The organism is Microbacterium sp. GXF6406, assembly GCF_054798215.1.
The window spans coordinates 1-22,002 of record NZ_JBSJZH010000017.1 but is presented as its reverse complement, the minus strand read 5'-3'; the positions used below and the strand labels follow the sequence as shown (position 1 = coordinate 22,002).

Annotated in this window: 19 protein-coding genes, 2 tRNA genes and 1 pseudogene; 7 read left to right on the top strand and 15 right to left on the bottom strand. The window is 67.1% G+C overall.

What is annotated here, in order from left to right:
- The first annotated feature begins 208 nt into the window (after nucleotides 1–208).
- The gene (locus ACWAUG_RS10250) at nucleotides 209–820 is read left to right on the top strand and encodes a vitamin K epoxide reductase family protein (protein ID WP_460802346.1); all 612 of its coding nucleotides are present in this window, start codon (nucleotides 209–211) and stop codon (nucleotides 818–820) included.
- A gap of 86 nt (nucleotides 821–906) precedes the next feature.
- On the opposite strand, the gene ndk is transcribed toward ACWAUG_RS10250, so the two are convergent.
- From ndk to ACWAUG_RS10210, 8 genes are all read right to left on the bottom strand, one after another.
- The gene (gene ndk / locus ACWAUG_RS10245) at nucleotides 907–1,320 is read right to left on the bottom strand and encodes a nucleoside-diphosphate kinase (protein WP_298039969.1); all 414 of its coding nucleotides are present in this window, start codon (nucleotides 1,318–1,320) and stop codon (nucleotides 907–909) included.
- A gap of 1 nt (nucleotide 1,321) precedes the next feature.
- On the bottom strand, nucleotides 1,322–1,723 hold the full coding sequence (locus ACWAUG_RS10240; protein WP_298039972.1) for a DUF4233 domain-containing protein: 402 nt from the start codon (nucleotides 1,721–1,723) through the stop codon (nucleotides 1,322–1,324).
- Complete coding sequence (locus tag ACWAUG_RS10235) at nucleotides 1,720–3,072, bottom strand: bifunctional folylpolyglutamate synthase/dihydrofolate synthase (protein WP_460802345.1); 1,353 nt, start codon at nucleotides 3,070–3,072, stop codon at nucleotides 1,720–1,722. Before ACWAUG_RS10235 ends, ACWAUG_RS10240 begins: the two co-directional genes overlap by 4 nt.
- Nucleotides 3,065–6,418 carry an isoleucine--tRNA ligase gene (gene ileS / locus ACWAUG_RS10230; RefSeq protein WP_460802344.1) on the bottom strand — a complete coding sequence of 1,118 codons (3,354 nt, stop codon included), beginning with the start codon at nucleotides 6,416–6,418 and terminating at the stop codon, nucleotides 3,065–3,067. The genes ACWAUG_RS10235 and ileS overlap by 8 nt, the downstream gene beginning before the upstream one ends.
- Before the next feature lie 204 nt (nucleotides 6,419–6,622).
- Entirely contained in the window at nucleotides 6,623–7,591 is a 969-nt protein-coding gene (locus ACWAUG_RS10225; protein ID WP_460802343.1) for a hypothetical protein, read from the bottom strand.
- 105 nt (nucleotides 7,592–7,696) lie between these two features.
- Nucleotides 7,697–8,221 (bottom strand): GNAT family N-acetyltransferase, encoded by a 525-nt coding sequence (locus ACWAUG_RS10220; protein ID WP_298039983.1) that lies wholly within the window; start codon nucleotides 8,219–8,221, stop codon nucleotides 7,697–7,699.
- Nucleotides 8,221–8,907, bottom strand: a complete 687-nt coding sequence (locus tag ACWAUG_RS10215) for a hypothetical protein (RefSeq protein WP_298039987.1) — start codon at nucleotides 8,905–8,907, stop codon at nucleotides 8,221–8,223. The genes ACWAUG_RS10220 and ACWAUG_RS10215 overlap by 1 nt, the downstream gene beginning before the upstream one ends.
- 2 nt (nucleotides 8,908–8,909) lie before the next feature.
- A complete protein-coding gene (locus tag ACWAUG_RS10210; RefSeq protein ID WP_298039989.1) occupies nucleotides 8,910–9,062 on the bottom strand; it encodes a ribbon-helix-helix domain-containing protein in 153 nt (50 codons plus the stop codon).
- Between the two features lie 110 nt (nucleotides 9,063–9,172).
- Here ACWAUG_RS10210 and valS point away from each other — a divergent pair, with 110 nt between their 5' ends.
- From valS to ACWAUG_RS10195, 3 genes are read left to right on the top strand one after another with little or no spacing between them, the layout of a single operon-like run.
- The gene (gene valS / locus ACWAUG_RS10205) at nucleotides 9,173–11,749 is read left to right on the top strand and encodes a valine--tRNA ligase (RefSeq protein ID WP_460802342.1); all 2,577 of its coding nucleotides are present in this window, start codon (nucleotides 9,173–9,175) and stop codon (nucleotides 11,747–11,749) included.
- Entirely contained in the window at nucleotides 11,749–11,964 is a 216-nt protein-coding gene (locus ACWAUG_RS10200) for a hypothetical protein (protein ID WP_298039994.1), read from the top strand. The genes valS and ACWAUG_RS10200 overlap by 1 nt, the downstream gene beginning before the upstream one ends.
- Nucleotides 11,965–11,990: 26 nt before the next feature.
- Nucleotides 11,991–14,033, top strand: coding sequence for a M3 family metallopeptidase (locus tag ACWAUG_RS10195; RefSeq protein ID WP_460802341.1), 2,043 nt, complete (start codon nucleotides 11,991–11,993; stop codon nucleotides 14,031–14,033).
- A 26-nt stretch (nucleotides 14,034–14,059) separates the two neighbouring features.
- Here the strand turns inward: ACWAUG_RS10195 and ACWAUG_RS10190 are convergent, their stop codons facing one another.
- The 7 genes and pseudogenes from ACWAUG_RS10190 to ACWAUG_RS10160 all read right to left on the bottom strand — a co-directional run bounded on the left by ACWAUG_RS10190 (nucleotide 14,060) and on the right by ACWAUG_RS10160 (nucleotide 19,945).
- The gene (locus tag ACWAUG_RS10190) at nucleotides 14,060–14,803 is read right to left on the bottom strand and encodes a hypothetical protein (RefSeq protein ID WP_298039998.1); all 744 of its coding nucleotides are present in this window, start codon (nucleotides 14,801–14,803) and stop codon (nucleotides 14,060–14,062) included.
- Between the two features lie 15 nt (nucleotides 14,804–14,818).
- The gene (gene clpX, locus ACWAUG_RS10185) at nucleotides 14,819–16,087 is read right to left on the bottom strand and encodes an ATP-dependent Clp protease ATP-binding subunit ClpX (protein ID WP_460802340.1); all 1,269 of its coding nucleotides are present in this window, start codon (nucleotides 16,085–16,087) and stop codon (nucleotides 14,819–14,821) included.
- A 97-nt stretch (nucleotides 16,088–16,184) separates the two neighbouring features.
- A complete protein-coding gene (deoC, locus tag ACWAUG_RS10180) occupies nucleotides 16,185–16,847 on the bottom strand; it encodes a deoxyribose-phosphate aldolase (protein WP_460802339.1) in 663 nt (220 codons plus the stop codon).
- Nucleotides 16,848–16,919: 72 nt separating this feature from the next.
- Complete coding sequence (locus ACWAUG_RS10175; RefSeq protein ID WP_460802338.1) at nucleotides 16,920–17,561, bottom strand: ATP-dependent Clp protease proteolytic subunit; 642 nt, start codon at nucleotides 17,559–17,561, stop codon at nucleotides 16,920–16,922.
- A 21-nt stretch (nucleotides 17,562–17,582) separates the two neighbouring features.
- A pseudogene (locus ACWAUG_RS10170) lies at nucleotides 17,583–18,182 on the bottom strand (ATP-dependent Clp protease proteolytic subunit); the annotation flags it as partial.
- 143 nt (nucleotides 18,183–18,325) lie between these two features.
- The gene (tig, locus tag ACWAUG_RS10165; protein WP_460802337.1) at nucleotides 18,326–19,810 is read right to left on the bottom strand and encodes a trigger factor; all 1,485 of its coding nucleotides are present in this window, start codon (nucleotides 19,808–19,810) and stop codon (nucleotides 18,326–18,328) included.
- A 58-nt stretch (nucleotides 19,811–19,868) separates the two neighbouring features.
- Nucleotides 19,869–19,945 (bottom strand) — tRNA-Pro (locus ACWAUG_RS10160).
- Between the two features lie 141 nt (nucleotides 19,946–20,086).
- On the opposite strand from ACWAUG_RS10160, the gene ACWAUG_RS10155 reads away from it, so the two are divergent.
- The 3 genes from ACWAUG_RS10155 (at nucleotide 20,087) to ACWAUG_RS10145 (ending at nucleotide 21,919) form a co-directional block, all read left to right on the top strand.
- Nucleotides 20,087–20,160: transfer RNA gene (locus tag ACWAUG_RS10155), tRNA-Gly, on the top strand.
- A 116-nt stretch (nucleotides 20,161–20,276) separates the two neighbouring features.
- A complete protein-coding gene (locus ACWAUG_RS10150; protein ID WP_460802336.1) occupies nucleotides 20,277–20,555 on the top strand; it encodes a hypothetical protein in 279 nt (92 codons plus the stop codon).
- Complete coding sequence (locus ACWAUG_RS10145) at nucleotides 20,552–21,919, top strand: tyrosine-type recombinase/integrase (protein WP_460802335.1); 1,368 nt, start codon at nucleotides 20,552–20,554, stop codon at nucleotides 21,917–21,919. The genes ACWAUG_RS10150 and ACWAUG_RS10145 overlap by 4 nt, the downstream gene beginning before the upstream one ends.
- Nucleotides 21,920–22,002 lie beyond the last annotated feature (83 nt).

Genomic DNA, 22,002 nt, shown 5'->3' with positions numbered 1-22,002 from the left:
TCACTCGGTGTGCGACCGGCTCATGGCTCTGGTCACGAGGGGCATGGGCCCCGAAGTCTGCGACGATGCGTTGCGCGAAAGTGCCGCGCAGTGCATCACAGGTCATTATCGCACCATGTGCCCGGGTTCGCGGCATTCTCGTGACCGTCTCGCGTTTTCCCGGTCCTGTTCACGCCGCATCCATAGCGCTCACTGCGATAATCGCTGCATGAGCGAGCAGCGCACCCGCCCCGTCATCTACGCCGTCTGGCTGATCATCGCGAGCGTCGTCGGCTGGTGGGCTGCTTTCCAGCTCACCGTCGAGAAGTTTCACCTCCTGGAGAACCCGGATGCCTCGCTCAGCTGCGACCTGAGCGCATTCATCCAGTGCGGTGTGAACCTCAACTCCTGGCAGGGCTCGGCCTTCGGCTTCCCCAACCCGCTGATCGGGCTGACCGGCTGGATGACCGTGCTCGTCGTCGGTGTTGCCCTGCTCTCGGGCGCTCGCTTCCCGCGCTGGTTCTGGGCCGCCTTCGGTGCGGGCATCACGTTCGCCTTCGGCTTCGTGTGCTGGCTCATCTCGCAGAGCATCTACGAGCTGATCGTGCTCTGCCCATGGTGCATGGTGACGTGGGCCGTGACCATCCCGACGTTCTTCGCCACGATGCTGCACCTGCTGCGCAACGGAACATTCACGCGGTCCGCGAAGGCCCGGGCAGCAGGATCCGCTCTGATGGCCTGGGTGCCGCTCGCGACGATCCTCGCCTACGCCGTCATCATCATGATGGCCCACCTCAAGGGCATCGACTTCCTCGGCGAGATGGCCCGAATCCTCTTCTGAGCCAGACCTCACGACATGAACGGCGAAGCCCGCCGGCTCCTGGAGAGGAGGCCGGCGGGCTTCGCCGTATTCGGATCCGTTTCGTGTCAGAACCAGATCGAGAGCTCGCGCTGAGCGGACTCGGTGCTGTCGGAGCCGTGCACGAGGTTCTGCTGAACGGCCAGTCCCCAGTCGCGGCCGAGGTCGCCACGGATGGTTCCCGGAGCCGCTGTCGTCGGGTCGGTCGTGCCGGCCAGCGAGCGGAAGCCCTCGATGACGCGGTTGCCGGCCAGGCGGATCGCCACGGACGGGCCGGACATCATGAACTCCATGAGCGGCTCGTAGAAGGGCTTGCCCTCGTGCTCGGCGTAGTGGGCGGCGAGGCGGTCGCGGTCGGGCTCGACGAGACGCAGGTCGACGAGCGAGTAGCCCTTCGCCTCGATGCGGGCGAGGATGCTGCCGGTGAGGCCGCGGGCGACGCCGTCGGGCTTGACGAGGACGAGGGTTTCTTCGGTGGCCATGTCAGTCGCTCTCTGTGTGAGTGTCGTTATCGGAAGGAATCTGGTCCGTGGCGGCGGGACGTCGTGCGTCCAACCGGGCCCCCATGATCGTCGCATATCCCCACATGCCGCCGAAAACCACGACGACGAGCAGGATGGCGGGCACGAGGATCGCCGACAGTGCGACGACCGCCTGCAGAGCCCATCCGGCGCCGATCGCCCACGGCTTGGTGATCATGCCCGCGAGCGCGATCATGAGGATCGCGACGACGGCTCCGCCGACGATCGCCCACCACTGCGGGATATCGCCGGGCAGGCGACCCAGGCCGAAGATCGTGAAGCCGACGAGAATGACGACCACCGCTTCGAAGCCGAGCACGATGGGAGCGAGCTTCTGCACGAGGGTGCGCTGCGGACGGCTCATGCGCGCCACCCCGATTTCCAGTCCTCTTCCTCTGCAAGGGCGATGGCCTCACCGGCAAGCACGATGGAACCGGCGATGACGACGGCGCGGCGATCCGACGACGCCGCCCACTCGCGCGCCGCGTCCGCAGCATCCGCCAGCGCGGGAAGAACCGTCACCCGGTGACCCGCCGCTTCGATGATGTCGGCCAGCGCATCGGCATCGCCTGCACGCTCGGATGTCGGCTCGGTGGCGAAGATGTGGGCGGATGCCGGAGCGAGCTCGGCGACGATGCCCACACCATCCTTGTCGGAGAGCACACCGAGCACGAGGCCCCACTCATCGAAGTCGAAGCTATCGTCCAAAGACTGGGCGAGCGCCTTCGCGCCGTGCGGGTTGTGCGCGGCGTCGACGACGACGGTCGGCGCGATGCCGAGCAGCTGCAGACGTCCGGGCGAGGTCGCCCCCTGCAGGCCGTCGGTGATGATCTCGCCGGAGATCGCCTGGGACCCGGCGCCGATGAGCGACTCGACCGCGGCGACGGCGAGAGCCGCGTTGTGCCCCTGGTGCGCGCCGTACAGCGGCAGATATTCCTCGACGTAGTGACCGGCGATCCCTCGGATCGTCAACAGCTGACCGCCCACGGCGAGCTTCTGCTCGGCGAGCCCGAACTCCTCGCCCTCGAAAGCGATCGTCGCGGCCTTCTCGGCGGCGACCCGGCGCAGCACCTCGGCGACCTCGGCCGACTGCTGGGCGGAGACGACGGCAGCGCCCTCCTTGATGATGCCCGCCTTGACGGTGGCGATCTTCTCCAGCGTGTCGCCGAGACGATCAGCATGATCGATCGCGATCGGGGCGAACACGGCCACATCACCATCGGCGGTGTTCGTCGAGTCCCACTCGCCGCCCATCCCGACCTCGAGCACGAGCACGTCGACGGGAGCATCCGAAGCCCCCACGAAGGCGAGCACCGTGAGCAGTTCGAAGAAAGTCAGCGGAGCCTCGCCCGCAGCCTCCAGCTCCGCATCCACGATCGTCACGAACGGCGAGATCTCGTCCCACGCGTCGGCGATCGCGGCATCCGCGATGGGCTCGCCATCGATCATGATCCGCTCGGTGAAGCGCTCGAGGTGCGGGCTCGTGAACAAACCGGTGCGCAGACCGTGGGCGCGCAGCAGGCTCTCGATCATCCGTGCCGTGGATGTCTTGCCGTTCGTGCCGGTGATGTGCACGACCCGGTAGTTCTTCTGCGGGTCGCCGAGGAACTCGAGGATCCGCGCGGTGCGCTCCTTGCGGGGCTGCACCCATCCCTCCCCCGCCCGGGCGAGCAACGCCTCGTAGACGGCATCGGCGCGTTCGAGATCAGACATTTGCCGCCCCCTTGCTCTCGAAGGACACCACGATGGGCGACTTGTCCGAGCCGAGCGCGCGCGCTCCGCTGCGGAAGGTGCTTCCATTGCCCGCTGCGGTGTCGACGAGCGCCTCGATGTCTTCCGCGACACCCACCGCCCAGCTGGTGGCCAGAGTCTCGGCGGCGATGAAGTCACCGTGCGGGAGGAGTGCCTCGGCGTTCTCCGCGGACACCTCGAGCGTGAGGACGATCCGATCGCTGACATCGAGATCGGCGTTCTTGCGCGCTTCCTGCACGACGCGGATCGCGTCGCGCGCCATGCCCTCGGCCTCGAGCTCGGGCGTCGTTGCGGTGTCGAGCAGCACGAAGCCGCCGGACGGGACGATCGCGAGCGCCTCGCCCTCGGGACGGCCCGAGGTCTCCAGCGCCAGCTCGTACTCGTGCGACTCGAGAGCGATGCCACCGGCGGTGACGACGCCGTCGGTCTCGGACCAGTCGCCGGACTTCGCGGCCTTGATGACGGTCTGCACGTTCTTGCCCAGGCGCGGGCCCGCGGCGCGGGCGTTGACGCTCAGGCGGTGGCTGATGCCGTATTCGGCGGCGGCCGAGTCGGTGAGCGCCACGAGCTCGACCTGCTTGACGTTGAGCTCCTCGCGGAGGATGTCCTCGAACTGGCCGAGCGAATCCGCCAGCGGCGAGACGACGCTGAAGCGCTGCAGTGGCAGGCGCACGCGCAGCTTCTCCTTCTTGCGCAGCGCGTTGCCGACGCTGGAGAGCTCGCGCACGGCATCCATCGCCTCGCGGATGTCCTCCGCGGCGGGGAACGCCGCAGCATCCGGCCAGTCGGTCAGGTGCACGCTGCGTCCGCCGGTGAGGCCCTGCCAGATGCGCTCGCTGACGAGCGGCACCAGCGGCGCCGCGACGCGCGTGAGCGTCTCGAGCACCGTGTAGAGCGTGTCGAACGCCTCGGCGCTCTTCGCATCGTCGGTCACGTCGCCCCAGAAGCGGTCGCGCGAACGACGGATGTACCAGTTGGTCAGCACCTCGGCGAAGTCGCGCAGACGAGCGGATGCCGTGGTCGAGTCGAGTCCCTCGAGGTCGGATGCCACATCCCGCACGAGCTCGCCGAGGCGGGCCAGGATGTAGCGGTCGAGCACATCGGTGGAGTCGGTGCGCCAGGTGGCGGTGTAGCCGTTCTCCCCCGACGCGTTGGCGTAGGTCGAGAAGAAGTACCACGAGCTCCACAGCGGCAGCAGGAACTCGCGCACGCCCGAGCGGATGCCCTCCTCGGTGACGGCGAGGTTGCCGCCGCGCAGCACCGAGCTCGACATGAGGAACCAGCGCATCGCGTCGGAACCGTCGCGGTCGAGCACCTCGGAGACATCGGGGTAGTTGCGCAGCGACTTCGACATCTTGTAGCCGTCGTTGCCGAGCACGATGCCGTGGCAGCTGACGCCGGTGAACGCCGGGCGGTCGAACAGCGCGGTCGAGAGCACGTGCATCACGTAGAACCAGCCGCGGGTCTGACCGATGTACTCGACGATGAAGTCCGCCGGCGCGTGCGAGTCGAACCACTCCTGATTCTCGAACGGGTAGTGCACCTGCGCGTAGGGCATCGAGCCGGAGTCGAACCAGACGTCGAAGACGTCCTCGATGCGGCGCATGGTGCTCTTGCCCGTGGGGTCGTCCGGGTTCGGGCGCGTCAGATCGTCGATGTACGGGCGGTGCAGGTCGATCTCGCCCTCGGGGTTGCGCGGCAGCGTGCCGAAGTCGCGCTCCATCTCCTCGAGCGAGCCGTAGGTGTCGACGCGCGGGTACTCGGGGTCGTCGCTCTTCCACACCGGGATCGGCGACCCCCAGTAGCGGTTGCGGCTGATCGACCAGTCGCGGGCGCCCTCGAGCCACTTGCCGAACTGGCCGTCCTTGACGTTCTCGGGCACCCAGGTGATCTGCTCGTTGTTCGCGAGCATGTCGTCCTTGATGTCGGTCACGCGGATGAACCAGCTCGACACGGCCTTGTAGATCAGGGGGTTGCGGCACCGCCAGCAGTGCGGGTAGCTGTGCTCGTAGCTGGCCTCGCGCAGGAGGCGCCCCTGTTCCTTGAGCAGGCGGATGAGCGGACGGTTCGCGTCCATCCACAGCTCGCCCGCGACATCGGTGACGTTCGGCAGGAACTTGCCGCCCTCGTCGAGCGAGAGGATCGTCGGGATGCCGGCGGCACCGGCCACGCGCTGGTCGTCCTCACCGTATGCCGGGGCCTGGTGCACGATTCCGGTGCCGTCGGTGGTGGTGACGTAGGCGTCGACGAGGATGCGCCAGGCGTTCTCGGTGCCGTAGGTCTCGGCATCCGCGTAGTAGTCGAAGAGACGGTCGTAGGTGACGTCCGCGAGCTCCGCACCGGCGACGGCGCGCTCCACTGCGGCGAGCGCATCCTCGGCCGATTCGTAGCCGAGCTCCTTCGCGTGCGCGGCCACGAGGTCCTGCGCGAGCAGGTAGCGGTGCGAGGATGCTTCAACGGTCTCACCGGCGTTGTGCACATCGGCGGCGCCGTTCGGGCCCGCGGGCAGCACGGCGTAGGCGATCTCGGGTCCGACGGCGAGGGCGAGGTTCGTGGGCAGCGTCCACGGGGTGGTCGTCCAGGCGAGGGCGCGCACGCCGGTGAGGCCGAGGGCCTCGGCCTTCGCGCCGGTCAGCGGGAACGTGACGGTCACGGACGGGTCCTGACGCATCTGGTACACGTCGTCGTCCATGCGCAGCTCGTGCGCGCTCAGCGGGGTCTCGTCGCGCCAGCAGTACGGCAGAACGCGGTGGCCCTCGTAGGCGAGGCCCTTGTCGTAGAGGGTTTTGAACGCCCACAGGACGCTCTCCATGTAGCCGAGGTCGAGCGTCTTGTATCCGCGGTCGAAGTCGACCCAGCGGGCTTGGCGGGTGACGTACGCCTTCCACTCCTCGGTGTAGGCGAGGACGGAGCTGCGGGCCTTGTCGTTGAAGACGTCGATGCCCATCGACTCGATCTCGGCCTTCTCGGTGATGCCGAGCTGCTTCATCGCCTCGAGCTCCGCGGGCAGGCCGTGGGTGTCCCAGCCGAACACGCGGTCGACCTTCTTGCCGCGCATGGTCTGGAAGCGCGGGAACAGGTCCTTCGCGTAGCCGGTGAGGAGGTGCCCGTAGTGCGGCAGGCCGTTGGCGAACGGCGGGCCGTCGTAGAAGACCCACTCGTCCGAGCCCTCGCGCTGGTCGATCGACGCGCGGAAGGTGTCGTCGCTCTTCCAGAACTCGAGGATCTCCTGCTCGATCTGGGGGAAGCGCGGGCTCGCGGGAACGGAGGCGGCGGGGCCGAAGGCTGATTCGCGGGGGTAGGTCATCGCATCTCGCAGTGGTCGTCGTGGGCGTCTTGCGAGGACGACCCTCCCGGGCCGCGGTACCACCTCGCGTGATCCTCCCCTGTCGAGGGAGCATCCACTCTCACTGCGGCGATGACGGGCCTGCCCCGCTCGGTTCTACTGGGCCCGAGGGCTGTTCTTCCGAGTGCTCCCCGGTGATGCCGGATCGATGCGTGTGGGTTGATTCTACCCCGCGCTCCTGCGCTGAGGGAACGCGCGGGACCCCAGCCCTGCGACGCCTTCGAACAGCTGCAGCGCGCGTGCGGAGATCACGTCGTCGCACGCGCGGGCAGTGGGCGACCGGAATCGATGACCGGCTTCGCGGAGTTCGGCGATCTGCAGCGCGCTCAGGGCGATGACGACGAGGGGACCGACGAAGGTGAGGATGATCGCCACCCACCAGGGGAAGGCCGGGTCGACGGAGGTCCATTCGGTCACGCCGAAGGCAAGGACGATGATCGCGAGCGCGATGGCGACGACCGGTTCCATGAGCGGATGCGCGTCCCGCGCCCGGAACATTGATCTCACGCACATCACGAGGGCGGCGACGGCGGTGGTCGCCAGCGATACGACGATCAGCACCCCGCCGATCACCTTCACCGCCTGCCACAGCGCGTACAGGATGTTGAGCGAGGACGATCCACCCTCTGTCCAGATCAGCGTTCCGTCCAGCCAGCCGACGAGCGCCGCCCCCGGCCCCTGCGGAAGGAACAGGACGAGGGCGAGGATCACGACCAGTGCCAGCGTGATGATGATCCACAGCGGGATGAGCATGAGCGCAGCCGTCTCCAGCCGGTGCCCGCGCCGGGCCATGGCGATGAACACGGTGGCGACGATGCACACGACCATCAGCAGCAGCCCGAAGGTCCGCAGGCGGTCGGAGACTCCCGCATTGATCTCGTCGGTCACGGAGATCGACCCCCAGCGCCAGATGCCGTGTGCGGCGAGCAGCGCCACGATCGCGAGGAGATCCCGCACGCGCATGAGCAGCGCCGAGCGTGCGGCCGCGGGCGACTGGCAGTCCCAGATTCGGCTCCAGGCGCGCCAGAGCGGTCGCGCGACGTGACGGAACAGCAGCCTCGGGATCGCGATCATCACCACGATCACGAACCAGAGCACCCACCCGGTCATCGTCGAATCGGTCCTTCTCGCCACGGGGCCTCCGTCTCATCGCACCGCACACATCATGGCGTACGGTGCGGACATCCTGGAGAGAATCGCTCCGATCTCCGATCTCCGATCTCCGAGCGCGGGAAGCGGCTACGCGACCAGTCCGTACACCGCGAGGTCGTGACGCTCGTCGCCCACCGGCAGGGCGCTGCGGAGGGTTCCCTCGCGCTCGAAGCCGAGGCGTTCGGCGAGGCGGATGCTGCGGGCGTTGTGCGCTGCGGTGCGGATCTCGACACGGGCGATGCCGTCGGAGAGCATGTCGTCGATGAGCGTGCGGCAGGCCCTCTGCGCGATGCCCTGCCCCTCGGCTGCGGCGTCGAGCCAGTATCCGATGCTGCCCGTCCCGGTGTAGCGGTCTATGCGCGCGGAAACCGCTCCGAGGGGACGCCCGTTGCGCATGACGACGGTGGGGATGGCGGTCTTGTCGATGTACTCCTGCAGTTGCATCCGGTCCCAGGTCTCGTCGGGCCCTGAGGGGTCGAAGGCATGCGCCCACGGTTCCCAGAGCTTGAGCCGGTCGAGGTTCGCCGCGGCGAGTGCGTGCACCGTGTGCGCGAGGACAGGTGTTCTCAGCGCGAGGGTGAGGCCGTCCCCGAGGTCGCGTTCGAAGACCATCAGCGGTGGTAGCCGTGCAGGTCGTGCTGGACGCCGTTGATCCAGACGTCGTCGCCGCCGTCGGGGTCGGGAAGTCGGATCGTGCGGGTGAACGCCTCGTCGACGATGGATGCCGCGATCCCGGCTCCCCGCAGTGATGCGGCGAGCGCGTCGAGGTCTCCGCGGGCTTCGAAGGACAGTCCGATTCTCGGCTCTCCCATGTGCAGGCCGATGACTCCCCCGTCGCAGAGCATCTCGGCCCATCCGCCGCTATCGGCCTGGATACCGGTGCGGAACCCGAGGGCTTCGAGGATCGCCCGCGGTTCGGTCAGGTCTTGTTGGAACCACAGGGGCTGCACGGCGATTCGGCCGACCCCGCGCTGGGCTGCACCGTCGGAGACGGAGATCGAGATGCCTGATGCCGCGTGGACGACGATCATCTCTCCGATGCCGTCCATCGTGAGCGTCTCGGTGTCGAAGGCGTCAAGAGCGGATGCCGCGGCATCCAGATCGGCGACGATGAGGTGGATGTCGACATCGCCGGCGGCGTGCTCCGGCGTGACGGGGTGGATGGCGAGCACACCGTCGCCGTGGAACTCGGCCCATTCGGCATCCGGTTCGACGGGGGCGACCAAGCCGAGGGCATCAGCGAGACGCCACCAGCTTCTGGGCTCGCCGGTGTACAGGATCTGCTGCACGACGGTCATGTTCATTTCTCCAGGTGGTGACGCAGAGCACTCTCGACGAGTGCGGACAGGCTCGTGCCCTCATCGATCGCGCGGTGCTTGACGGCGCGGACGAGATCCGGTGGCAGGTAGACGTTGAACTGCACCTTCTTGTCCGCGGCATCCGATGCTTGCATGCTAGCAATCTAACATGCCACGTTCTCCGGGGCGCCCGGGTAGACTGGCCCGACATCCCACACTCAGGCACGCTCACACAGTGCCGCATACATCGCGCAAGGAGACCTCCATGTCAGCAATCCCCGACAAGCCCGCACTCGAAGGTCTCGAAGCCAAGTGGGACGGCGTCTGGAGCGAGCACGGCACGTACCTGTTCGACCGGATCCGCGCCGCTGAGCTCGGCCGTGCCGGCGTCTACTCGATCGACACGCCCCCGCCCACAGCATCCGGCTCCCTCCACATCGGTCACGTGTTCTCGTACACGCACACCGACGTCAAGGCCCGCTACGAGCGCATGCGCGGCAAGAACGTCTTCTACCCGATCGGGTGGGACGACAACGGCCTGCCCACCGAGCGGCGCGTGCAGAACTTCTACGGCGTGCGCGTCGACCCGGCCCTCCCCTACGACGCCGACTTCGTCCCCCCGTTCGAGGGCAACGCGAAGAGCCTGAAGGCCGCGGACCAGCAGCCCATCAGCCGCCGCAACTTCATCGAGCTGTGCGAGCGTCTCACCGTCGAGGACGAGAAGCAGTTCGAGGACGTCTTCCGCCAGCTCGGCCTCAGCGTCGATTGGACCCAGACCTACCGCACCATCTCCGACGAGTCGATGCGCCAGAGCCAGCTCGGCTTCGTCCGCAACCACGAGCGCGGCGAGGCCTACCAGGCCCTCGCCCCCACCCTGTGGGACGTCGACTTCCGCTCCGCCATCGCGCAGGCCGAGCTCGAGGACCGTGAGCAGCAGGCCGCGTACCACCGCCTCGCCTTCCACAAGACCGACGGCTCCGGCGACATCCTCATCGAGACGACCCGCCCCGAGCTCCTCCCCGCCTGCGTCGCCCTCGTCGCCCACCCCGACGACGAGCGCTACCAGCCCTACTTCGGCTCGACCGTGCGCTCGCCGCTGTTCGACGTCGAGGTCCCGGTGCTCGCCCACCACCTCGCCCAGCAGGACAAGGGCTCCGGAATCGCGATGGTCTGCACCTTCGGCGACGTGACCGACATGGTCTGGTGGCGCGAGCTCGACCTGCCCAACCGCACGATCCTCGGCCTCGACGGCCGGGTGATGGCCGAGGCCCCCGAGGCGATCGTGTCGGATGCCGGGAAGGCCGCCTACGCCGAGCTCGCCGGCAAGACCGTCTTCAGCGCCAAGAAGCGCATCGCCGAGCTGCTCGAGGAGTCCGGCGAGCTGCTGGAGGTCTCCAAGCCGTTCAGCCACGCCGTGAAGTACTTCGAGAAGGGCGACCGCCCGCTCGAGATCGTCTCGACCCGCCAGTGGTACATCCGCAACGGCGCCCGTGACGCAGAGCTGCGCGAGCAGCTCATCGCCCACGGCAAGGAGCTGCAGTGGCACCCCGACTTCATGCGGGTGCGCTACGAGAACTGGGTCGGTGGCCTCACCGGCGACTGGCTCGTCTCGCGCCAGCGCTTCTTCGGCGTGCCGCTGCCCGTCTGGTACGGCCTCGACGAGAACGGTGAACGCGACTACGACCGGGTCATCGTCGCCTCCCCCGAGCAGCTTCCCGTCGACCCGACGATCGACGTCCCCGCCGGGTACACGGCCGAGCAGCGCGGACAGGCCGGCGGCTTCGAGGCCGAGGTCGACATCCTCGACACCTGGGCGACGTCTTCTCTGACGCCGCAGCTGGCCGGCGGCTGGCAGCGCGATGAGGAGCTGTGGAACCTCGTCGCCCCGTTCGATGTGCGCCCGCAGGGCCAGGACATCATCCGCACCTGGCTGTTCTCGACCATGCTGCGCTCGACCCTCGAGGATGCGCGCTCGCCGTGGAAGCACACGTCGATCTCCGGCTTCATCGTCGACCCCGACCGCAAGAAGATGTCGAAGTCGAAGGGCAATGTCGTCACCCCGGCCGACATTCTCGACAAGCACGGTTCGGATGCTGTGCGCTACTGGGCGGCCTCCAGCCGCCTCGGCGTCGACGCCGCATTCGACCCGCAGAACCCGACGCAGATGAAGATCGGCCGCCGCCTGGCGATCAAGATCCTCAATGCTGCGAAGTTCGTTCTCTCGTTCCCCGTTCCGGAGAACGCAGAAGTCACCCACGCGCTGGACGCCTCGATGCTCGCGGCGCTCGACACGGTCGTCGCCGATGCGACCGCCGCTTTCGACGCTTTCGACCACGCACGGGCACTGGAGATCACCGAGTCGTTCTTCTGGACGTTCTGCGACGACTACCTCGAGCTCGTCAAGGAGCGCGCCTACGACCAGACCGACGTCGGACAGCCCTCCGCCGCCCTGGCTCTGCGCATCGCCCTGTCGACGCTGCTGCGCCTTCTGGCCCCGGTCGTCTCCTTCGCCACGGAAGAGGCGTGGAGCTGGTTCGAAGAGGGCTCCGTGCACACTGCCGCATGGCCGACCGCGGGAGACCTCGCCGGTGGCGACGCCTCGGTGCTCACCGCCGCCAGCGCAGCCCTCATCGGCATCCGCCGGGCGAAGACCGAGGCCAAGGCCTCGCAGAAGACGCCTGTCGCTCGCGCCGTGATCGCCGCTCCGGCTGACGCGATCGAGGCTCTCCGCGCTGCGGCCGGCGACCTCAGCGCCGTCGGCCGCATCGCCGAGCTCGAGATCGTGACCGGCGACGAGCTCGCCGTCACCGAGATCGAACTCGCCGAGGTCGAGGAGGGCTGATGCAGCTCGGTACGCGTTGGGCCGCGGGAACGGATGCTCCGGCATCCGTCCCCGCGGCCCTGCGCCCGGCGATCTCTGAGGTCGAGGCGCGGGGCATGTCGGGGTATTGGACCCTCACGTGGCTGGAGGGCCGCCCCATAGCCGAGCTCGACGCCGGTTGGGAAGTCTTCCAAGACGCCTCAGGCGAGATCATCGCCCGCGAGTTCGAGGACTGATCCTCTCACCGCCGTAGGCTCAGATCATGACCGATGCTGTGAACCCGCTGCTCGCGCCGTCTGAGCTGCCGTACGCCCTTCCGGACTATGCGGCGATCGAGCCCGAACACTACCTCCCGGCTTTCCAGGAGGCGTTCACCCGTCATCTCGCCGAGATCCAGGCGATCACCCGGGTGCGCTCGATGCCGACCTTCGAGAACACGATGATCCCGCTCGAGCAGTCCGGCGCCCTGCTCGAATCGGTCGCCCACACCTTTTACACGGTGAGCTCCGCGGATGCCACGGCAGAGATCCAGGCCATCGATGAGGAGCTCGCTCCTCTCATGGCCGCTCATGACGATGCGATTCGTCTGGACGCGCAGCTGTACTGGCGGGTGAAGACCCTGCATGACCAGCTCGATGCCCTCGGTCTCGATCCCGAGAGCCGTTATCTTGTAGAACGGCATTTCCGTGAGATGACGCATGCCGGCGCCGCACTGGATGCTGAAGCGAAGGAGTCCCTGACAGCTCTGAATCAGCGCCTGTCAGCCCTGACCACGACGTTCGAGAAGAACCTCCTCGCCGACACGAACGATCTCGCGGTGCTCTTCGAGACCGCGGAGGAGCTCGACGGGCTCGGGTCGGGTGAGCTGTCCGCCGCGGCCCGCGCCGCGCGCGACCGCGGGCACGAGTCGGGATACCTGATCACCCTCCCCCTGTTCACGGGGCATCCGTATCTCGCCTCGCTGACCGTTCGCGAAAGCCGTCGGCGCATCTTGGAGGCCTCCCGGGCGCGCGGCGCCCGCGACGGCGCCAACGACAATCGCCCCGTGCTCACCGAGATCGTCGCGCTGCGCGCCGAGAGGGCGGCCCTGCTGGGCTATGAATCGCACGCGGCCTACATCACGGCTGATGAGACCGCGGGCACACCGGAGGCCGTCGCCGATCTGCTGCGCCGACTCGCCCCGGCCGCCGCAGCGAACGCACGCGCCGAGCAGCGGGCGTTGCAGGCGATCATCGACAAGACCGAGACCGAGCCCTTCCCTCTCGAAGCGCACGACTGGGCCTTCTACACCGAGAAGGTCCGTGCTGCCGAGTACGACATCGACACGGCCGCGCTGCGCCCCTGGTTCGAGGCCGAGCGCGTTCTTCGCGACGGAGTCTTCGCGGCCGCGACGAAGCTGTACGGTGTGACCTTCACCGAGCGCGAGGACCTCCTCGCCTATCACCCGGGCGCCCGCGTCTTCGAAGTATTCAATCCCGACAGCTCAGCATTGGGCCTCTTCATCCTCGATCTGTACACCCGTGATTCCAAGCGCGGCGGGGCATGGATGAACCCGATCGTCAGTCAGTCCGCCCTGCGCGGGACCGCGCCGGTCGTCGTCAACAACCTCAACGTCGCGCGTCCCGGCGACGGCGAACCGACACTGCTCACGCTGGACGAGGTAACCACCCTCTTCCACGAGTTCGGTCATGCCCTGCACGGGCTGTTCGCCACCGTGAACTACCCCCACTTCGCCGGCACCAATGTCTTCCGCGACTTCGTCGAGTTCCCCAGCCAGGTCAACGAGATGTGGATCCTGTGGCCCGAGGTCCTCGACGAGTACGCACGGCACCAAGAAACCGGCGAATCGCTGGATGCGGCGACCCTCGACCGGCTGCGCTCGACGGCGACCTTCAACCAGGGGCATGCGACGAGCGAATACCTGGCGGCCGCCTGGCTCGATCAGGCGTGGCATCGCGTGACTGCGGCTCCAGATGACGTCGCGGCGTTCGAGGCGTCGGCGCTCGCCGAGATCGGACTCGACAACCCCGCGGTTCCGCCCCGCTACGCATCGACGTACTTCGCGCACGTGTTCTCCGGCGGATACAGCGCCGGGTACTACTCGTACATCTGGAGCGAAGTGCTCGATGCGGACACCGTGGAATGGTTCCGTGAGAACGGCGGCCTCACGCGGGAGAACGGTGACCGCTTCCGTGCCCGATTGCTCGGTGTCGGCGGTTCGAAGGATCCGCTCCAGGCCTACCGAGACTTCCGCGGGCGCGATGCGCGCATCGCCCCACTGCTTGCCCGGCGCGGACTCGGCTGAGCGGGCTCAAGCCGTCTGCCACACGCTCAGCGGAATCGTTCCGCCAACGCCTCCAGGGCCAGGTCCTCGACGGTGCGGCCGGTCGCTGCGGCTTCAGCGCGCAGTCGATCCGCGAGGTCCCCGGGCACGTCCAGAGACAGAGGTGACGGCCCGCCCTCGGCAATCGGCTCACCCGCTTTCAGAATGAGCCCCACGACCGGGAGTACGACGGCACCGAGCACCGCAAGGATCATGATCACCGCGAACAGCCGCCAATAGCCATCTGCGGGATACCCCGGGATGTCGCCATCTGTCGCTGCCGGAAGCACCAGCATCAGCGTGGAGATGCCGATCAGAACGAGTTCTATCGGCAACAGCACCCGTACGGCGCTGTGTCGACGTCTCGCCAGCAGCAGGAGAAGGGAAGCGACCGCGGTGGCGACGCCAACGATCGCCGTCACGAGAATGATGCGCAGCATCCATGAGGGGATTCCCGTATCGATCCAGATCGCGATGACCGAGAGCACCGCTGCGACCGTGGCAACGCCCGCACCCGTCCATCCGATCCCTCCGACCTCACGGTCGACGATCGCCAAATCTGCGAGGACCAGGATGCTGAACGCTCCCACGACTGCGGTTGTGGACATCACACGCCAGCTGATGTCGGCCCAGTCGCCCGTGAGGATCATCGCGATCCCGAGCAGTGCTGCCGCTGAGAGCGAGACGATCGCTGTGATGATCGCCGCCCGCCGCAATCCGCGCACCCGGCTCCCCGAAGACGTCTCTGTCATCGGAGTCTCCTTTCATCAGGCGCTCTTGCGTTTGCGCTCCATCACCACCGTGGGGGCGGCACCCTCTTCCACAGACGCACGGGTGACAACGACCTTCTTCACGTCATCGGCGGAAGGGATCTCGAACATGATCGGCCCGAGTACGTCTTCGAGAATGGCGCGCAGACCGCGTGCTCCCGTCTTGCGCTCGACCGCGAGGTCAGCGATAGAGCGCAGCGCATCGTCGTCGAACTCGAGTTCGACGCCGTCGAGCTCGAACATGCGCTGATACTGCTTGACCAGCGCGTTGCGCGGCCCCGTGAGGATGTCGATCAGGGCGTCCTGGTCGAGCGGGGTGACGGATGCCACGACCGGCAGCCGGCCGATGAACTCCGGGATCAGACCGAACTTGTGCAGGTCTTCGGGAAGAACCTCACTGAACAGATCGAGGTCCTTCGACTTGTCATGCAGCGGGGCGCCGAAACCGACCCCGTGCTTTCCGACGCGGGCCGAAACGATCTCTTCCAGGCCGGCGAATGCACCGGCGACGATGAAGAGCACGTTGGTGGTGTCGATCTGCAGGAGCTCCTGGTGCGGATGCTTGCGCCCGCCCTGCGGAGGCACCGAGGCGACCGTTCCCTCGAGGATCTTCAGCAGCGCCTGCTGAACGCCCTCGCCGGAGACGTCGCGGGTGATCGAGGGGTTCTCGGCCTTACGCGCGATCTTGTCGATCTCATCGATGTATATGATGCCCTGCTCGGCGCGCTTGACGTCGTAGTCGGCGGCCTGGATGAGCTTGAGGAGAATGTTCTCCACGTCTTCGCCGACATAGCCGGCCTCGGTCAGCGCTGTGGCGTCGGCGACCGCGAACGGCACGTTCAGCCGCTTGGCGAGAGTCTGCGCCAGGTAAGTCTTGCCGCAACCGGTCGGACCGATCATCAGGATGTTGCTCTTGGCGATCTCGACGTCTTCGGCCTTCTGCTCGGCCAGCTGAAGCGTTCCATGTGCGCGAACGCGCTTGTAGTGGTTGTAGACGGCGACCGAGAGCGAACGCTTGGCCTGCTCCTGGCCGACGACGTACTCCTCAAGGAAGGCGTAGATCTCACGCGGCTTCGGCAGCTCGAAATCCGCCGTTCCCTCGGCGGACGACTCCGCCATGCGCTCTTCGATGATCTCGTTGCACAACTCGACGCACTCGTCGCAGATGTAGACGCCGGGTCCAGCGATCAGCTGCTGCACCTGCTTCTGGCTCTTTCCGCAGAAAGAGCACTTGAACAGGTCAGCGCTTTCACCGATTCGGGCCATGCGCATCCTCCTTGAAGAGTCTGAGAGACTGCTTCGAGCCTAACCGAGGCCGCGGACACTGCGCCGCATTGCGCGGTCGTGACACGCTGCCCGGCGCTCAGTAATCGCCAGCCGGCTCGGCATCCTCGACGATCGATCGCGTGCTCGAGACGCCCAGTCGCGTGGCACCGGCCGCGATCATCTGCTCCGCGGTCTCGCGCGTGCGGATGCCTCCAGAAGCCTTGACCTCGAGGCGGTCGCCGACGGTCTGCTTCATGAGCTCGACGGCGTGCTCGGTCGCGCCGCCCGCAGGGTGGAAACCGGTCGACGTCTTGACGAAGTCGGCACCGGCGGCCTCAGCCGCACGGCTGACGGCGACGATCGCCTCGTCGCTGAGCGCGGCGGACTCGATGATCACCTTGAGAACGGTCGGCGCCGGGGCTGCTTCACGCACCGCGCGGATGTCATCCTCGACTCGCGAGTACTCCCCCGCAACGGCCGCGCCGATGTCGATCACCATGTCGAGTTCGTCAGCGCCCTGTTCGACCGCGAGCTTCGCCTCGGCAGCCTTGATCGCCGAGTGGTGCTTTCCGCTGGGGAAGCCGATGACGACCGCGAGCTTGAGAGCGTCAGGAACCTCGACGGGGAGAACAGACGGCGACAGGCACACACTGTACGCACCCAGCGACGCGGCTTCGGCGATCGTCGCACGCACATCTTCCTGCGTGGCCTCGGGCTTGAGGAGCGTGTGGTCGGCGTAACGGGCGAGGTTCTGGGTCATGGCTGTTCTTCCTGGAATGTGCTGGATGCGGGATCGCGGGGCGTCGGTGGATGCCGACGCCCCACGAGATGCTCAGGCGCGCTTGCGCGTGGTGAGCACCTGATCGACGAGGCCGTACTCGAGCGCCTCAGCGGCCGAGAGGATCTTGTCGCGATCGATGTCCTTGTTGATCTGCTCGACCGGGCGGCCGGTGTGCTTCGCCATCGTCTCCTCGAGCCAGGTGCGCATACGGAGGATCTCCGCCGCCTGGATCTCGATGTCCGATGCCTGACCGTGACCGGACTCGCCGACCGCGGGCTGGTGGATCAGCACACGCGCGTTCGGCAGCGCCAGACGCTTGCCGGGGGCGCCGGCCGCGAGAAGCACGGAGGCAGCGGACGCCGCCTGACCGAGCACGACGGTCTGGATCTGCGGCGCGACGTACTGCATCGTGTCGTAGATCGCCGTCATAGCCGTGAACGAGCCACCGGGCGAGTTGATGTACATGGTGATGTCGCGCTCGGCATCCTGGCTCTCGAGAACCAACAGCTGGGCCATGACGTCATCAGCGGATGCGTCATCGACCTGCACGCCGAGGAAGATCACACGGTCTTCGAACAGCTTGTTGTACGGGTCCTGGCGCTTGAGCCCGTAGGCCGTGCGCTCTTCGAACTGGGGCAGGATGTAGCGGCTGGAAGGCATGTCGCCGGCAGCGCGGAAGGTGGGTGTGTACATTCGAGTGCTCTCGCTTTCCGCTTACTTGCTGTCCTGGTCGGTGCCGCCGCCGCCAATGACGTCGGTGGCGGACTCGCGGATGTGATCGACGAAGCCGTATTCGAGTGCCTGCTCAGCCGTGAACCAGCGGTCACGGTCGCCGTCCTCGTTGATCTGCTCGACGGACTTGCCCGTCTGTGCAGCGGTGATCTGGGCGAGGCGGTTCTTCATCGAGACGATGAGCTGCGCCTGCGTCTGGATGTCGCTCGACGTTCCGCCGAAGCCGCCGTGCGGCTGGTGCAGCAGCACGCGCGCGTTCGGCGTGATGTAGCGCTTGCCCTTGGTGCCGGCCGTGAGCAGAAGCTGCCCCATGGAAGCCGCCATGCCGATGCCGACCGTGACGATGTCGTTCGGGACGAACTGCATCGTGTCGTAGATCGCCATGCCTGCGGTGATAGAACCACCGGGCGAGTTGATGTAGAGGTAGATGTCCTTCTCAGAGTCCTCTGCGGCGAGAAGAAGAATCTTCGCGCAGATCTCATTGGCGTTCTCGTCACGCACCTCTGACCCCAGCCAGATGATGCGGTCCTTCAGCAGTCTGTCGAAGACGCTGGTCGCGACAAGCGGTTCAGCCATTTCACGCTCCTGTTTCCGTGTTCGGTGATTCGAATCTACCGGCGCGCACGCGGCGCCTCGGCCGTGTTCGCCGTCGGCATATCGAATGCCGCATATGCAAGAAGGCGGATGCCGAAGCATCCGCCTTCTTGATCAGTATCGCTGGGCGATCACTCAGCCGAGTCGGCTACCTTCTTGGCCGGAGCCTTCTTGGCAGCGGGCTTCTTGGCGGCCGGCTTCTCGTCAGCGTCCGCCTTCTTGGCGGGAGCCTTCTTCGCAGCGGGCTTCTCGTCGGCATCCGCCTTCTTGGCGGCGGCCTTCTTCGCGGGAGCCTTCTTCGCGGGCTTCTCCTCGGCCGGAGCCTCGGTCTCGTCGCCCTCGACGGCGAGCAGGCTCGACAGGTCGACGGCCGCACCCTTCGAGTCGACGACCGAGACCTTGCCCAGCGCGATGGCCAGAGCCTTGTTGCGGGCGACCTCGCCGACGAGAGCGGGGAGCTGGTTGGAGGACTGCAGCGCCTGGACGAACTCCTGCGGAGCCATGCCGTACTGCGCAGCCGACTGGATGAGGTACTGCGAGAGCTCCTCCTGCGAGACCTGGACGTCGGCCTGCTCGGCGATCGTGTCGAGGAGGACCTGCGTGCGGAACTGCTTCTCGCTCGCCTCGGTCACCTCGGCGCGGTGCTCGTCATCCTCGAGGCGGTTCTCGCCCTCGAGGTGGTTGTTCACCTCGTCCTCGATCAGCTGCGGCGGGACGGGGATCTCGATCTTCTCGAGCAGCGTCTCGATGAGCTGGTCGCGTGCGGCCGAGCCCTGGGCGAAGACGCCCTGCTCGTTGACGCGCTCGGTCAGGCTGGCGCGCAGCTCGGCGATCGTGTCGAACTCGCTGGCGATCTGCGCGAAGTCGTCGTCGGCCTCGGGGAGCTCGCGCTCCTTGACGCCCTTGACGCTGACCGCGACCTCTGCCTCGGAACCGGCGTGGTCGCCACCGACGAGCTTCGAGCGGAACGTGGTGTCTTCACCGGCGGTGAGCGACTCGACGGCGTCGTCGATGCCCTCGAGCAGCTCGCCCGAGCCGAGCTCGTAGGAGACGCCCTCGGCGCGGTCGATCTCTGCACCATCGATGGTCGCGACGAGGTCGAGTTCGACGAAGTCGCCCTTCGCGGCCGGACGGTCAACGGGGATCAGCGTGCCGAAACGAGCGCGGAGCTTGTCGAGCTCAGCGTCGACAGCGGCCTCATCGACCTCGAGCGCGTCGACGGTCAGCGTGACGGTGTCGAAGGCCGGAATCTCGATCTCGGGCCGCACGTCGACCTCGACGTCGACGATCAGGTCGCCGGAGAAGTCCTTCTCGTTGGGCCACTGCGTGATGTCAGCAGCCGGGCGGCCGACGATGCGGATCTTCTGCTCAGCAGCCGCCTCGCGGAAGAACTTGTCGAGCGCCTCGTTGACGGCGTGCTCGATGACAGCGCCGCGGCCCATACGCTGGTCGATGATGGGAGCCGGGACCTTGCCCTTGCGGAAACCAGGGATCTGAACGTCCTGAGCGATGTGCTCGTAGGCGTGCTCGATGCTCGGCTTGAGGTCTTCCGGGGTGACCGTGATGGTGAGCTTGACCCGGGTCGGGGTCAGCTTCTCAACGGTGCTGTTCGCCATGCTTCTGTGTTCTCCTTTGGGTTTCCGCGCTCCGGCGCGGCCTGAGGTCTGAGGGCCCTGGTCGGGGCGACAGGATTTGAACCTGCGACTTCCCGCTCCCAAAGCGGGCGCTCTACCAAGCTGAGCTACGCCCCGTAATCCCGCGCACGGGAACGGCCTCGTCGAGTCTAACGGACAGGAGCACTCCAAACGTCCGCTATGCTTTTACAAGCGGGGTTCCTGAGCCGGAATTCCAGACAACTGAACATCCGATATCAACGCTTGTGCGTGTGATTCGGGGCTGTAGCTTAGTGGTAAAGCCTCTGTCTTCCAAACAGATGATGCGAGTTCGATTCTCGTCAGCCCCTCCATTTAATTGCCCTACTCCCGTAAGGGATCGCAGGCGAATAGGTGGAAGCTGTAGAGAGCGAGTTCAGACCCTCTCATGGACTCCCGTGGACTCACGGGCTAAATGAGAGACCATCTGATGGCATCCCTTACGCTCTCCGCATCCCTTTCTGGCCGTTCGGTCGCATCCCTCGCCGTCCGCTGTGACGACGTCCTCTCCCCCGGTGAGGACTACGAGCACTGGTGCCGGCTCGAGGCCGATCACCCTGGCGATCACCGTTGCGGACATTGCAACGACCGATGGAACCCCGCGGAATCCGACGACCTCGACGAGTTCGGGCCCGAGACGCACTCGCGCTGGGATGGCACCTGTCCCGAGTGCCAAGACATGCGCCGCGACGACGAGGCCGGACGATGACGCGCCGCGCCGCTGCTGTGTCCCGACGCACGCCGGGTGCATGGGGAACCGTCGAGCAGCTACCCTCGGGCCGCTGGCGCGCGTTCTATCGCCGCGACGGTCGCAAATTCAGCGCGCCGACCACCTTCGCCGCGCGTGCCGAGGGTGATGCCTGGCTCGCTGCCGAGTTCGCCGACCGCGCCCGCGGTGTTTGGCGCGATCCGTCAGCCGGGCGCGTCGACCTCGGGACGTTCGCCCGCGACTGGCTCGCGACACGCGCGGACCTGTCCCCGGTGACACTCTCGCATTACGAGCACGCCCTCTCGCGTTGGGTTCTCCCCCGCATTGGCGCCGGTGATACCTCGCGCGGTGTCGAGCTGGGCACCATGGACGTTGCCGACATCACGCCAGCTACAGTCCGCACCTGGTACGCCGCAGCGCTCACCAGCGCCCGAGCGCGCCTCGCCGAGCGGCACGCCGCCGACGCCTCACGCCGGCGCGATCCCGTCCGCGCCTGGGCCCGTTCACAGGGGCTCGCCGTCGCGGACACCGGGCGCCTGTCGCCGCGCATCGTCGCCGAGTGGGAGCGCGCCGGATCGCCGATGCTGCCGACCCCGGCGACACCACTGCCCGAGAATGCCGGCCGCGCGGCTGTCACGAGCGCCTACCGACTGCTGCGCACTCTGCTGAACGTCGCAGTCACAGACGGCATGCTCGAGCGCAACCCCTGCCAGATCAAGGGCGCCGGTGAGTCCAAGGGCGCCGAGCGCAACACTGCCACGCCCGCCGAGGTCGCCACCATCGCCGCGCATATGCCGCGCCGGTTGCGTGTCGCCGTCCTGCTGGCCGCGTGGTCTGGTCTGCGCGCCGGGGAGCTGTTCGCGCTCGCTCGCCGTCATATCGACTTCACCGCCGAGACAGTAACCGTCGAGCGCGCCCTCGTCGACCTCCCCGGACAGCCCATCACGTTCGGCACTCCCAAGACCGCAAAGAGCCGGCGCAAGGTGTCCCTGCCCGCATTCGTGATGGCCGAGCTGCGCACGCACCTTGATGAGTTCGTCCCCGACGAGCTTGACGCGCTCGTGTTCACGGCCTCCACCGGGCGCCCGCTATCCGCCTCGCGCCGTACCGCGATATTCGGCAAAGCTCGCGCCGCCGCCGGCCGCGAGGATCTCACCTGGCACGACCTGCGCCACACTGGCGCTACCCTCGCCTACCGCGCCGGCGCATCCGTCCCCGAGGTCCAACGCCGCCTCGGCCACACCACCATGCGCGCAGCGCAGACCTACGCGCACGCCGCAGATGACTCCGATCAGATCATCGCCGCACGCCTCGACGCCCTGTATGCGGGCGAGTCGACGGCACCACGACTGCGCGCCATCTGATCGAGAGGGCGTGAGGAACGGATCGGTGACAGGTTGGGTTTAGGCCGCGAGGGTGAGCGGCTCGGTTAGTTTCGCCTCGAACT